Source organism: Boseongicola aestuarii (assembly GCF_900184815.1).
In the GTDB taxonomy this organism is placed as follows: domain Bacteria; phylum Pseudomonadota; class Alphaproteobacteria; order Rhodobacterales; family Rhodobacteraceae; genus Boseongicola; species Boseongicola aestuarii.
Genome location: NZ_FXXQ01000006.1, coordinates 51,666 through 65,003, shown reverse-complemented (window position 1 = coordinate 65,003; position 13,338 = coordinate 51,666). Strand labels below are relative to the sequence as shown.

Here is a 13,338-nt window from a genome sequence, read left to right as displayed (position 1 = left end):
CGATGCACATCGCCCCGTTTGACAATCAGAATACGCCAATCGTGGACGTCGATGACAGCCTCGTGCCGCTCAATTATTTCAATATCGTCAAGCTGAAAAAGGGCGAGACATTCGGCTATGCGGTCCCCGGATACGAAACCTGCATTGCCCCGGCGACCGGGCTGATCGATGTCTCGGTCGAAGGGTTCGAAGCTAGCCAGATTGGCGGACGCGGCGTCGATGTTTGGGACGGCGAGCCAGAGGGCGTCTATGTTCCGACCGGAATGGAAGCGACGTTCACTTGCTTGTCCGATACCGCGGAAATCTTTGTCGCCGGCGCGAAATTCGAAGACGTGCTAGAGCCTTTCGCTGTACGAGCGAATGAAATCGATCTTGTTCAGTATGGGTCGGACGAGACAAAAACACATCGTAAAATCAAACATATACTTGGTCAGAAGCAAAAAGATCGTGTGGGCCGCCTTTTGGTATCCGAGCTTTTCACCGTCGGTGCGGGCGGCTGGTCCGGCTTTCCGAGCCACAAGCACGATACCGACCGTTTGCCCGACGAAACCCGCCACGACGAGACCTATAACTTCCGTTTCAAGCCGAATTACGGGTCGGGCCTGCAAATGCTGCAACGCGACGACAACGAGCCCGGTGACGCCTACCACATCGTCGATGGTTCGACGATTTGCATCGACAAGGGCTATCATCCCTGCTGCGTTCTGCCCGGCTATGAAATGTATTATTTCACTATCCTCGGCGGCCTGAGCCAACGCGCGCTGGTGCAATACTTTCAGGAAACGCACAAAGAACAGCTGCACACCATTCCGGGCATCCTCGACATGGTGGCAAAGTTCAAATGACGCTCGCCACGCTGTCCCAAGTGCTGAAACCCGCCTTGAAAGGCGGCTATGCCGTCGGCGGATTGGTGACGCTCGGCTGGGAGGACATGCGCGCATATGTGGACGCCGCCGAAGCCGAAAACCTGCCGGTGATCCTGCAAGCCGGACCGTCGTGCCGCGCCCATACGCCCCTGCCCGTTCTCGGCGTCATGTTCCGGCATTTGGCCGAACGCGTGACCGTCCCGGTGGTGGCGCATCTGGACCACGGATACACCTTCGAGGAATGCCGGATCGCGGTCGATGCGGGCTTTACGTCTGTGATGTATGACGGATCGCGCAGCGCACTGGAGCAAAACATCGACGAGACCGCCAGCATCGCCGAACTGGCGCATGAGGCCGGGATTTCCTGCGAAGGTGAAATCGGATTTGTCGGCTATAGCGAGGGTGAAACCTCGCGCGGGACAGACCCGGCCGAAGCCGCCCGTTTTGCCCGCGAAACACAGGTCGATGCCATGGCGATCTCGGTGGGAAACGTGCATCTGCAGCAAAACAAGGAAGGCGGTCTGGACGAAGATCGCATCCGCGCAATCGAAGCGGCGACAGACGTGCCGCTGGTCATTCATGGCGGCTCGGGCGTGCCCGTTGACCAACGCCAACGCTTGGCGCGGACGTCCAACATCTGCAAGTTCAACATCGGCACCGAGCTTCGGATGGCTTTTGGCGCATCCCTTCGCAAAGCCCTGACAGATACCCCGGACGCTTTTGACCGGGTGCAGATTCTCAAACAGGTCGAACCTGATATCATGACAACCGCGCGCCGTGTTCTGCGCGGTCTGGCCGCCGACTGAAAAGGATAACACAATGATTTCCATCGGACTTTTGGGATGCGGCCGGATCGGACAGGTCCACGCCCTTAGCCTTTCGCGCATCGCTTCGGCGCGCCTTGCAGCCGTCGCGGATGCAGTTCCTGCCGCCGCCGAAAAGCTCGCCGCCAGCACAGGCGCCGAGGTCCGAACCGCAGAAGCGATCATTCAGGCCGACGACATCGACGCCGTGATTGTCGCCACTCCGACCACGTTGCACTACGACCAAATCCATGCGCTGGCAGCCGCTGGCAAAGCCATTTTCTGCGAAAAACCGATCGACCTGTCGTCGACGCGCGCCGCGGAATGTCGCGCCGCGGTCAAGGCGGCGGGCATCGGTTTTTTCACCGCCTTCAACCGTCGGTTTGATCCCAACTTCGCCCATCTTCAGGCCCAACTGGCCGCCGGTGTCATCGGAGAAGCCGAGATCGTCGTTATCACCTCGCGCGACCCGTCACCGCCGCCGCTTTCGTACATAGAAAGTTCGGGCGGATTGTTCCGCGACATGATGATTCACGATCTTGATCTGGCGCGTTTCCTGCTCGGCGAGGAACCGATTGAGGTTTTCGCGGTCGGCACCTGTCTGGTCGATCCCGCCATTGGTGATGCGGGCGATGTCGACACCGCAGTGGTTACGCTCAGGACCGCGTCTGGCAAGATCTGCACGATCAACAACTCGCGCCGCGCGACCTATGGCTATGACCAGCGCATTGAGGTGCACGGCGCGCGCGGGATGTTGAAAGCGGCCAACAAACTCGAACATCTGGTCGAAGTTGCGGGCAAGAACGGTTTCACCACGGCGCCCAACAAACACTTCTTTCTCGAACGTTACGCGGATGCCTATCGGATTGAAATGGAAGCATTTATCGCTGCGATTAGCGAAGGCAAGGCCCCCAGTCCTTCCATTGACGACGGCGTTGCCGCCCAACGTCTTGCGGATGCGGCGGCGAAGTCCTGCGAAACCGGACAGCCGGTCAAACTGGGGTAAGTGCTGGGCGAAAAGCTTGTATGACAACATGCGGATCGTCGCCGGAACATTCAAACCGTGAAGGGCCGCGACATCAATCCGGACTAATCGTTGTCGGTCAGCCCGGCCCCTGCACCACTCTCGCGGCTGGCCTGCGTCGATGGCGCGTAGGTGCGCCCCGCAAAGCGTGAAAGCGCCACGTACACTTCGCAATCCACCGACGCGCGATATGCTTCGCGAACGTGATCAGCGCGGTCCGCGACAGCCGCGCTGATCGTCAAGTTCGCCGCGCCAGGGTTCAGCGTTTTCCCTTTCACGGACAGCTCTCCGCAGGTGCCGACAACAAAATCGCATCCTTGCCAGCTTAGACTGAGCGAAACCTTGTCCCGCTCGGCCCGCCAGGCCAGAAATGGCAGGATCAACAGCGGTGAGACAACCGGGCGCGTGCCGAACTCCAAGACCGGGAACAGCCCGTCACTCAACGCGCATCCAATGGTTAACGGACAGGTTTCCGGCGCCGATCTTGCCCCCGCCTCGCATACCGCCAGCACTGCGTCCGCGCCGGGCAAATCGCGCGCCAACAGCCAGCGCACCGCCTGCCCCGCGTCTTCGGCGACGCCCCAGCCATAACCCGACCCACGCACTGCCTTGTGTGCGAGGCTCTGGATTTCGTTCAAGGACCAGACCGCCGTCACCGGTTTGTCTCATCCAGTTCTGGCACTGCCCAATCATCGAACAGGGCTTGCGCCAGTTCGTTGGGAAACGGTGCGTTCTGGAACATGTTCACCCGCACCCAGCGATCAGATCGTGGATCGAAATGGCCCGCTCCGAAATAGCTCAACTTGGCGCGTAACAGATCGATCGGCAGCATATCCGACGCAATCGTGTTGTCGCGGATTTCGGCGTAAGGAAAGCGCGCGGCCACCTGAGTTCGCCGCACGGCGTGGCGGTGCTGCGGATAAAGCATCAGAAAGGCCGCGACAGTTTCCGCTTTGCAGCTTGCCAAATCCGCGTACATCCGCGCCACATCCCGCCCGGGGCCAAGCGGCTGTTCATAATCATTAAGATCACCGTCGGATCTTTCGCCCAAGCGGGGTTCAAGCTTCTCTTCCGAGACATACCAGACGCGCGCCTGAGCATCGGGCGAGTCCCAGTTGATCTCCAAAGCCCAGTCATAAATCTCGCGGGTAATAGCAGCCAAACGGCCTGCCGACATCGCGCCGTCAATGCGCATGTTCGCCGTTTCATCAGCGGCCATACAGTCTGAAAGCTCGTCGACAAGCTGGGGATAAGGCTCGAACAACAGCGAGACCAATTGCTCCTGACCTTCAACGGAAAGCGAAGATTCCGCCCAGCTCCAAAGACAGTCCCATGGATCGTCCCGGTCCAGAGCCCCGCCTTGAACATATTCGGAAAGTACGTCTAAGTCTCTGATAAGGGTAGCAACTTTGTTTTTTTGTATAACGTGATCCGAACGCCAGCACGCAGCGTTCTGTTGCGCCCGGCGCAGGGAAAGATGAAAAACGGATTGCGCCTCGTCATCGGCTCTGTGCACCGAACGCACTCGCGCCAACGCTTCTTCACGCGCGGCAATCCAGTTGTTGAGAAGGATCGGATGGTTGATCAGGAACGGTGCCATCCCAAGCCCTGTCGAATTTCCGATCCCGAAACGGCGGCGAAGCCCTGCGTCCAGCGTCACGGCTGTTTTGGGTGACCGGACTTGCGCCATATGCTCAACCAAATCCATCACAAACGTGCGGATCAGATACACGGTCAGCATTTCAATCTGAAACGGCGCAAGAAATTCCTCTCTGCCGCAGGTCCACTCGCGATCCGCCGCACCCAGCTTGCCAGACCCGTAAACCGCCGTTGTTCGCATCAGATAACCGACATCCTGCACTTTCTGCAGCGATGGCTGTCGCCCTTTTGAAAGACAATCAACCACGTAGTACCAAAGCCGGGCTGAGCGGTTCGCACGACTGACGCTCAGTTCACTTTGCGTGACGCGACCCGCTTCCTGCACCGGAATATTCTTCGAAAGTCTTTCTATATCAGAGACTTCAGGCACACCGTCAAACAGCGTAAAGGTTGCATCCCACGCCGTCGCGATGACCCTGTCGGAGCGTTCTTGAGGGGGTAGATCGTGCGCAAAAGCGATCAGCGAATAGCTGCGCTTTGGTCCAATGGCCGTATAGACCGCAACGCCGACACCGCGTGCGTCGATCTCGAATTTCGTTCGCTCAAACCGCCAGTTCTCGGCTTTCAAACGCCGTAAAAGGATCCGCATGAACGAAAGTCGGGACTGGTGAAACGACCCCAAACGGGCAAGCCGCATCACCACATTCGGGTCGCGAGTGTTAACCTTTCTTAATTGCAGTTCTTCCAACTCATTCGCCCTCTGCCGATCCCGCCAAGCCTACCGTCAAGCGGTCTGTGGCGTGAAGTTGCTTTGAAAGAAACGATACCAATTGTCGCCCAGCAATCCGGCGATTTCGGCATCGGAAAACCCCTTTGCGCGAAGTCCGGTTTCAATATTTCCAAAGTCCCGGTTGTCACGAAACCAGTCCGGCATCGCAGGGAAACCGGGCGCATTGGCTGATCCCTCGCCATAATCGATATCTTTTGACCATCGCCCGACGCGCATCCATTCGACAATGCTGTCTGGCTGATCCTGGCAAAGATCAGAGCCAATTCCGAAGTGTTCAACTCCGAATTTTGCGACTGTATCGGCGATCATGTCGCAAAAACTCTCAAGGGTGCAATCCGACTTGTTCATGAGATGATGCGGATAAAGCGAGAACCCCATTATGCCGCCGTTTTGGGTAACCGCTCTGATCACTTCGTCGCGCTTGTTGCGCAACGCGGGCTGCCAGCAATGCGGGTTGGCATGGGTGATCGTGATCGGTCGTTGCGACAGATCCGCAGCCTCGATCGTGGATCGATCGGCGGAATGGCTCATGTCGATCACAAGCCCGACACGGTTCATTTCCCGGATCACCTGCCGCCCCATTCGCGTCAGGCCCGGGTCTTCGGCCTCATAGCAACCCGTCGCCAAAAGCGACTGATTGTTATAGCTCAACTGCATGAACCGCGCGCCAAGCGTATGAAGAATTTCGACCAGTCCAATATCATCCTCAATCGGGCTAGGATTCTGAAATCCAAAGAAAACCGCTGTTTTGCCTTTGTCCTTCGCCACATCGATGTCCGAAGCCAACTGTCCCTTGACGATCAGGTCAGGATAGAGTTCGAACCACCTGTTCCACGCTTCAAGATTGAGCACGGTTTCGCGAAATGTCTCGTGGTAGGCGACCGTGACATGCACGGCATCGACGCCGCCTTCGCGCATCTGGCGAAAGATCTTTTCGGACCAGTTGGCATATTGAAGGCAGTCAATTCGATAGCTCATTCGGGCGTCCCGGCCGCGATGTAGGCGGTCTTTACCGTCGTGTAAAACTCGGCCGCAGACCGCCCCTGCTCGCGCGGCCCGTACGAGCTGTCGCCGCGCCCGCCAAACGGCACATGATAGTCCGTTCCAGCCGTCGGAAGGTTTACAGTCACCACCCCTGTACGAGCATTTCGTCGGAAATGCGTCGCCCGCGCGAGGCTCTTCGTAACGATACCAGAGGTCAACCCGAAGGATGTGTCATTCACGACGGCAAGCGCCTCGTCATAGCTGTCGACCCGGATCACCGACGTCAGCGGCGCGAACATTTCTTCCCGATTGATCCGCATGTCATTGCGGGTTCCAAGCAACACGCCCGGCGCCATATAGTAGCCGTCCGTCTCCATTGTCAGCCGCGTACCGCCGCAGCCAAGCTCGGCTCCCTCAGATGCCGCTACATCCACATAAGCCAGATTTTCCGACAACTGTTCAGCGGACACGACCGGCCCCATCTGTGTTTCCGGCGCAAGCGCGTGCCCGACCTTCATGGCCCTTGTTGCAGCCAAAAGCCTGTCCACGAAGGCATCGTGTAAACCTTTATGAACAACCAGACGCGATGACGCGGTGCACTTTTGGCCCGATCCCCCAAATGCCCCTCCCAGAGCGAGCGACACGGCGAGGTCGAGGTCCGCGTCGTCCATCACGGCCAAGGCGTTCTTGGAGCCCATCTCCATCTGGACTTTCGTAAGGTTCTGGATCGCCGCTGAAGCAATGCCCTTGCCGACCGGAACGGACCCCGTGAAAGAAATTGCATTCACTTTCGGACTTTCGACAAGCCGCTGTCCCACATCGCGGCCCGCGCCCATCACAAGGTTGAAAAGCCCGGCCGGAATGTCTTGTCGGCTGATAATCTCGGTTAACGCCACAGCCGACGCCGGCGTGGCATTTGCGGGCTTCCAGATCACCGCGTTTCCATAGCAAAGTGCAGGCGCGATCTTCCAGCTTGCTGTTGCGGTCGGGAAATTCCAGGGACTGATGATCGCGACGACGCCGACGGGTTCGCGCCGCACATCGACTTCAATTCCAGGGCGAACGGAATCGGCATTCTCGCCAAGCTGACGTAGAACTTCGGCGGCGTAGTAGGTAAAGAACTGTCCGGCGCGATAGACTTCGCCCTTGCCCTCGGCCAGCGGTTTTCCTTCTTCGCGGCTGAGCAATGTTCCCAGTTCCTCGGCCCGCGACATCAGTTCGGTTCCGATATTCATCAAGACAGCTTGTTTGCGCTCCAGCCCATAAGCGGCCCACTCGACCTGCGCACGGCCTGCGGCCTCCAGCGCGTCGTCAAGTTGCGACGCTGACGCCTGCGCGTACATCCCGACCAGGTCCGTGATATCGGAGGGATTGCGGTTTTCGATCTCGGACGTCCCGCTGACCCAGGCCCCTGCGATGTAGTTCTTATGAAGTTCCGCCATTGAGAAGCGCCTTTGTATTTCAGAAATTTGAGCTGTCGCGGCCTACAAAGCCACAAACGCAGACTTCAATCAAACGCAAAAGAATTGAATTTACTTCAGCCAAGATGAAGTTTGAGGCGGGCTCTTGGGGAATTCTGTCGCTTGAATTTCTGCAACCATTGCCCCTGCCGCCGGTCCCAGAAGATGGCGAGGCTGGGTGATCATCCAGACATCTCGCTTTGCGGATGTGTCTTGCAATGGCAAGAAAACGAGGTCGCCAAGCACGCCTTCGACGACCAGACGCGGCACCACAGTTACGCCAACGCCGGCACGCACCAGACCCAAAAGCGAAGTTGTATTGCGCACCATCAGACGCGATCGCGCCAGAACGGGACGGAACCTTTCGTCCTTGATTTGGCTGCACAACCCATTGGCAATGAAGGTTTCTCCCTCCAGGTCCGCCCAGGTCAGCCGGTCCCAATCCCTTGCCAGCCGATGGTCGCCCCGACAGATAACTCCGAACCGGTCCGAGAACAGCTTGGTACACTCATACCCCTCGACGGGACCCAGACTGCTGATGCCGATGTCCGCGGCTTCCGAACGGATGTCCTGCTCGATCTGGGCTGAATCCGCGTCCCGGATATCGATACGAACATCCGGATGCGCCTGCACGTACCGGCGCAGGATCGGCGGCAAAATGGACTGGGCAATCGATGGGGTCACGGCAAGACGGACCTGGCCCCGCTCGGCCTTCGCCAACCCATCGATTGCAGCGACCGTGCGGTCGAAGTGCTCGATTTCGCGGCGCGCTTCATCAAGAACCTGCCGCCCCAAGGGCGTCAGCCGGGACTTTCGCGCCGTCTCGAAAAGGGGTGCTCCGATGTGGTCTTCAAGCTGTTTCAACATCATCGAAACGGCGGACGCCGTGCGTCCCAGTGCGTTGGCGGCCTCGGCCAATGATCCTTGCGCCACCACGGTGACGAAGCAGCGCAGCATTTCTATCTTGATCGACATGACCGGAACAATTTCAGAAATCGCGAAATTTTCCAAGAAAATTTCAGCATGCCTGTAGCGCCGTTACCTCAGAACGTAGACCGCGCAATGGGCACGACGCACCACGCGTGACGCCGTGGACCCAAGGTGATAATCCTCTTGACCCGGGCTGTGAGACCCGACGATGATCAGATCAACACCCGCGTCCTTGGCGAATTTCGTGATTTGCACACCGGGTTTGCCCGAGATCACCTTGCAGTCGATATCCGGCGCACCGGCTGCGGCCTCATTCAGCTTTTCTAGCACCTTTGCGCTGAGGTGGTTTTCGGGTTTCACAGTGACGAATTCCGCCACGAAACCACCAATTTGCTCAAGCACGGTCAACAGGGTAATCGTTCCACCCGGCGCAAGCATATGGCGCGCCGCTTCGATCTTGCGAGCGACCAAAGGGGCGTGATCCAAAGCGACCGGAATTAGGATTTTCTTGTGCATGACGTTTGTCTCCTTGGTGCCGGGTGCGGGCCGCACTCGGGGTTAAGTCTATGATTTCGAACCGGATGCCAACGCGCGCGCGGCATCAAGGTATCGCGCGGAAACCAGCAATCCATCGGCCTTTGACGCCTGAATTGCGGCAAGTCGACGGGTGCCTGGAAGTCGCGCGCCCTCAAGGTCGGTGATGGCGGTCAGCAGTTCTTCAAGGCGGTCCGCAAAGCCAGTGCCATCCGAATTCGGTCGAATGGCGATCAGGGTCTGACCGACGCGCGGGCGCACACCATCGGCGGTAAAAAACGATCCGGCTTCAAAGCTGAAGGCGCTGCCGGTCAGCGGTGCGGCAAGGATTTCAACCATCAACGCCAGCGCCGCGCCCTTGGCATCGCCAATCGGCAGCATGGTTCCCGCAAGTGCGGCGTCGGCATCGGTCGTCGGATTGCCCGCGGCGTCCAAAGCCCAGCCTTCGGGGATGGCTTTGCCCTGCTTTTTGGCGTTCATCACCTTGCCACGCGCCACCTTGGACAATGATAGGTCTATGACCAGCGGATTAACCTTTGCGCGCGGGACACCGAAGGCGATAGGGTTCGTGCCGAACAGAGGCTGGTGCGATCCCCAAGGTGCAATCGCCTTGGGCGCATTCGTGAACATCAGGCCAATAAGTCCAGCGTTTGCAAGCTTTTCCACCTGCAACGACAGCGCCCCGCAATGATGCGAATTGCCAACGGCGGCAATGGCGATGCCCATTTCCTTGGCCACCGGCACCAGTTCCGAAATCGCGCGATCAATCGCGGGATAGGCAAAACCACAGTCGGCGTTAATCAACATTGACGCCGGGCGCAGAGCGTTAACCGTAATCTCGGCTTCGCGATTGATCTTTCCCGACCGAACCTGCGCCGCGTAATCCTCCACGCGCGAAAACCCGTGCCCGATCTGCCCCTCGGCCTCGGCCGACACCAGAGCAATTGCTGTGGGTCTTGCCTGTGCTTGGGTTGCCCCACACGCCATAAGCGCGTCGGAAATCAGGTCTGTCGCATCAGCAATGCTGATCCGGGCTGTGTCGCTCATCTTGGTTACCTTGGCTAATAAGTGCGGCCCGATAACACCGGGCCGCACACACACCGCTTAGGCGCTGCGATAAAGTTTGGTCATCGAGAATTCGCGGTGACCAAGGGCTTCGGCTGCCGTGAAACGACCGTTCGCGGTGCGGCGGATCATTTCGATCAGCGCATCGCCCGCTTCGTCGATCGTCTGTTCGCGACGCAGGATGCCCGAGACGTCCACGTCCACGTGCTCGGACATGGTCCGCACGGTCCGCGGGTTCGCTGTGATCTTGATGACCGGCACGATCGGGTTGCCGACAACGTTGCCCTGACCTGTCGGGAAGGTGTGAATTACGGCGCCACCGGCAGCCATAAGCGTCACACATTCCGCAGCCGCCGAAGACGAGTCCATGAAGTAAAGACCCGCGCCCGACTGTGGCGCTTCTGCCGGCCCGAGGATGTCGATGAACTTCGACGTGCGGCCGATCTTTTCGAGGTTGCCCAGAGCTTTCTCTTCGATGGTCGTCAGACCGCCTTCGATGTTGCCCTTTGTCGGCTGGCTGTCGGAGAGGTCATCCGTCTGGTGCGCGAAAATCACATCCTCGGAGTAGGCCTTCCACATTTTGTACCAGCGCTCTCCGACTTCCTCGTTGATCGCGCGCTTTTGACAGATGTGCTCGGCACCAGTGATCTCGGATGTCTCACCGAAGAAGCCCGTAATGCCTTCCGGCAGCAGCTTGTCGTACATGTTGCCGACGGTCGGGCACGAGCCGAGACCTGTTGTCGTGTCGCTCTCGCCGCATTTGGTCGAAACCCAAAGTTCGTTGATCGAGCACTCTTCGCGCTGGATTTCCGATGCATGGTGAACGAACTCTTTCGCGGCCCATGAGGCTGCGCGGATCGTCTCGAAGTCGCCCTTCTGTTCGATCGAGAACTCGGCTACTGGCTTGCCGGTCGCGCGGATGCCGTCGGCAATGCGCTTGGTCCAGCCTGGCTCGATGCCGATGACAACAACTGCCGCCACGTTGGCATTTGCGCCGGTGCCGATAATCGTGCGGAAGTGCACTTCGAGGTCTTCACCGAACTGCAGGCGGCCATAGGCGTGTGGGATAGCCATCGTGCCTTTGACGTTGTTTGCGACCGCTTCACAAGCGGCATTCGAGATATCGTCCACAGGCAGAATGATGACGTGGTTACGCACGCCAACCCGGCCGTTTTCGCGCCGGTAGCCCTGGACCGTGATGTTGGAATATTTAGAAGCCATTGTCTGAGTTCCTTACCAGCGTTTCGTTTTGCAATTGTGGGTGTGAACGTGCTCACCCTTACCGATATCGGCGATGATCTTGCCGATATCTTCGCCGTACTTCATCGCGGTATCGCCCGCTTTGAGGTCCTTCAGGGCGACCTTGTGCCCAATCGGCACATCGGCCTTGGACGTCAGGCGGAAGGTCGAGTTGTCGTGAGTGATGCAGCACAGCATGTCTGTGCCGGCCTTCAGACCCTCAACAACGACCACGCCGACATTGTCGGCTTCTTCGTGGACAAGAAGGTGCGGGATTTCGGACATTTCAGTCTCCTAGCGTTTCTTTCAGGGTTTCAGAATGATTTTGGGGGCCGCGGTGGCTCCCGAGCGGATGTCGGCGAAAGCGGCTGCCCCGTCGGCAAGTGGTCTCTGTTCAGTCCAGTCCAGCGAACCAAGGTGGCCCGCGAAAATCGCGGCCGCGGTGTCACGGAAGTCCTGCGCAGTATAGGTATAGGTTCCGGTGAAGGTGATCTCCTGCAGTGTCATCCGGCGGATATCAAGCCCGGCGGACCCGCCCCCAAGACCGATGTGCAGAATGACGCCACCGGGGCGAGCATGGGCCGATGCAGTTGCACGTGTGGAGTCGAAACCGACACCATCGATGACCATATCGAACATCTCCGAGCCAAGCTGATCGGGCGAAATAATCTTGAAATCAACGGTTTGCTCAAGGTAATTGCGGCGAATTTCGTTCGGCTCGCTCAAGGTCACATTGCCGATACCCTGCGCCTTCAGGCTCAAAGCAGCTCCAACCCCAATCGCGCCGCCGCCAATCACAAGCGCCGTGTCAGCCGCGCCGCCGATGATCCCCTTGCCAAGCCGCACCGCGTGCCAGCCGCAAGCGATCGGTTCGGCCAGCGCGGCTTTTTCGAACGAAACACCATCCGGCATCACCACCAGATTTTTCTCGGGCATCGTGACGAACTGAGCAAACGCCCCCTCGCGCGGCGGCATCGAAATGATCTGGCGCGTTGGACACAGATTGTCACGCCCGGCCTTACAGGCCGGACAGGTGCCACAAGTGACGAGCGGATTGATCGTCACGCGGGCTCCATCCATGGCACCACCGACAATCGTCCCTGCCCCTTCGTGACCAAGGATCAGCGGCGCCGGACGACGATCATCATGGCCGAGGTATGCGTGCATGTCCGACCCGCAAATCCCTACGCTGTCGATGCGGATCAAATGGGTATCGGGCGCGGCAACGGGGTCAGCCACATCGCGGAATTCAAGCGTCTCGACGCCGGTATAAACCAAAGCCTTCATTTTGCGGTGAACCCCCCGTCAACCATCAGGACTTGACCTGTCACATAAGCACATGCGTCTGAACAAAGGAACAGCAGCGGCCCGTCCATGTCCTCGACCTCACCGTTGCGACCGATACAGGTCTGGGCCGCGTTACGCGCAGCGCGGGCCGGGTCATTGAAGACCGCGGCCGTTAGTTCGGTGCGAAAGAAACCGGGGCCAATCGCGTTTGCGCATATGCCATGTTTTGACCAGGCCTCAGCCATGGCGCGCGTCAGTTGCGCGACACCGCCCTTGGACGCACCATACGAAAGACCGCCCGGAAACGCGCGATAGCTCTGAAGCGAGGCGAAATTCACGATTCTCCCCCAGCCCTTTTCCTTCATGCCACCAACAAGGTGTTGCGACAGAAAAAACGGTGCAGCCAGATTGAGGTTGATCGTCACGTCCCAACCTTCTGGCGTCACGTCGTCAGCCACTTCGCGGGTGTTGATCCCCGCCGCATGGACGACAATGTCAGGCGCACCAAAAGGTTCGGCGGCCCGTTTTGCGATATCGGCAAGAGCATTCCGGTCAGCCAGATCCGCAGGCAACGCTACAACCGGCCCTGGCGCTTCGTTGACCAGCGACGCCAAGGCGTCCTCGCGACGTGCAAGGGCGACCACAGACGCCCCTGCCATTGATAAAACCAGTGCAGCACGCCGACCAAGGCCAGAGCTGGCTCCGGTCACCAGGGCAACGTGGCCCGAAAGATCAGGATGATCGGCGGCGTTCATCT

General features: G+C 58.8%; 14 protein-coding genes. 3 read left to right on the top strand and 11 right to left on the bottom strand.

Annotated features, from left to right (window positions below; all coding sequences use genetic code 11):
* Positions 1 to 2: 2 nt before the first annotated feature.
* From BOA8489_RS09900 to iolG, 3 genes are read left to right on the top strand one after another with little or no spacing between them, the layout of a single operon-like run.
* Entirely contained in the window at positions 3 to 845 is an 843-nt protein-coding gene (locus tag BOA8489_RS09900) for a 5-deoxy-glucuronate isomerase (protein ID WP_093973868.1), read from the top strand.
* Positions 842 to 1,672, top strand: coding sequence for a class II fructose-bisphosphate aldolase (locus BOA8489_RS09895; RefSeq protein WP_093973867.1), 831 nt, complete (start codon positions 842 to 844; stop codon positions 1,670 to 1,672). Before BOA8489_RS09900 ends, BOA8489_RS09895 begins: the two co-directional genes overlap by 4 nt.
* 13 nt (positions 1,673 to 1,685) lie before the next feature.
* The gene (gene iolG / locus BOA8489_RS09890) at positions 1,686 to 2,675 is read left to right on the top strand and encodes an inositol 2-dehydrogenase (RefSeq protein ID WP_093973866.1); all 990 of its coding nucleotides are present in this window, start codon (positions 1,686 to 1,688) and stop codon (positions 2,673 to 2,675) included.
* Between the two features lie 83 nt (positions 2,676 to 2,758).
* On the opposite strand, the gene BOA8489_RS09885 is transcribed toward iolG, so the two are convergent.
* The 11 genes from BOA8489_RS09885 to BOA8489_RS09835 all read right to left on the bottom strand — a co-directional run bounded on the left by BOA8489_RS09885 (position 2,759) and on the right by BOA8489_RS09835 (position 13,336).
* Positions 2,759 to 3,349, bottom strand: a complete 591-nt coding sequence (locus BOA8489_RS09885; RefSeq protein WP_093973865.1) for a DUF3726 domain-containing protein — start codon at positions 3,347 to 3,349, stop codon at positions 2,759 to 2,761.
* Positions 3,346 to 4,989 (bottom strand): hypothetical protein, encoded by a 1,644-nt coding sequence (locus BOA8489_RS09880; RefSeq protein ID WP_093973864.1) that lies wholly within the window; start codon positions 4,987 to 4,989, stop codon positions 3,346 to 3,348. The genes BOA8489_RS09885 and BOA8489_RS09880 overlap by 4 nt, the downstream gene beginning before the upstream one ends.
* Positions 4,990 to 5,076: 87 nt before the next feature.
* Complete coding sequence (locus BOA8489_RS09875; protein ID WP_093973863.1) at positions 5,077 to 6,060, bottom strand: membrane dipeptidase; 984 nt, start codon at positions 6,058 to 6,060, stop codon at positions 5,077 to 5,079.
* Positions 6,057 to 7,508 (bottom strand): aldehyde dehydrogenase family protein, encoded by a 1,452-nt coding sequence (locus BOA8489_RS09870; RefSeq protein WP_093973862.1) that lies wholly within the window; start codon positions 7,506 to 7,508, stop codon positions 6,057 to 6,059. The genes BOA8489_RS09875 and BOA8489_RS09870 overlap by 4 nt, the downstream gene beginning before the upstream one ends.
* A 90-nt stretch (positions 7,509 to 7,598) precedes the next feature.
* Complete coding sequence (locus tag BOA8489_RS09865) at positions 7,599 to 8,537, bottom strand: LysR family transcriptional regulator (RefSeq protein WP_245813767.1); 939 nt, start codon at positions 8,535 to 8,537, stop codon at positions 7,599 to 7,601.
* A 27-nt stretch (positions 8,538 to 8,564) separates the two neighbouring features.
* Positions 8,565 to 8,972, bottom strand: coding sequence for a universal stress protein (locus BOA8489_RS09860; RefSeq protein ID WP_093974010.1), 408 nt, complete (start codon positions 8,970 to 8,972; stop codon positions 8,565 to 8,567).
* Between the two features lie 48 nt (positions 8,973 to 9,020).
* Positions 9,021 to 10,037: an Ldh family oxidoreductase gene (locus BOA8489_RS09855; protein WP_093973861.1), complete on the bottom strand. Its 1,017-nt coding sequence runs from the start codon at positions 10,035 to 10,037 to the stop codon at positions 9,021 to 9,023.
* A 57-nt stretch (positions 10,038 to 10,094) separates the two neighbouring features.
* Entirely contained in the window at positions 10,095 to 11,276 is a 1,182-nt protein-coding gene (locus BOA8489_RS09850) for a UxaA family hydrolase (protein WP_093973860.1), read from the bottom strand.
* A gap of 12 nt (positions 11,277 to 11,288) precedes the next feature.
* Positions 11,289 to 11,579, bottom strand: a complete 291-nt coding sequence (locus tag BOA8489_RS09845) for a UxaA family hydrolase (RefSeq protein WP_093973859.1) — start codon at positions 11,577 to 11,579, stop codon at positions 11,289 to 11,291.
* Positions 11,580 to 11,600: 21 nt separating this feature from the next.
* Positions 11,601 to 12,581 (bottom strand): zinc-dependent alcohol dehydrogenase, encoded by a 981-nt coding sequence (locus tag BOA8489_RS09840; protein ID WP_093973858.1) that lies wholly within the window; start codon positions 12,579 to 12,581, stop codon positions 11,601 to 11,603.
* Positions 12,578 to 13,336: an SDR family NAD(P)-dependent oxidoreductase gene (locus BOA8489_RS09835; RefSeq protein WP_093973857.1), complete on the bottom strand. Its 759-nt coding sequence runs from the start codon at positions 13,334 to 13,336 to the stop codon at positions 12,578 to 12,580. The genes BOA8489_RS09840 and BOA8489_RS09835 overlap by 4 nt, the downstream gene beginning before the upstream one ends.
* Between the last annotated feature and the right edge of the window lie 2 nt (positions 13,337 to 13,338).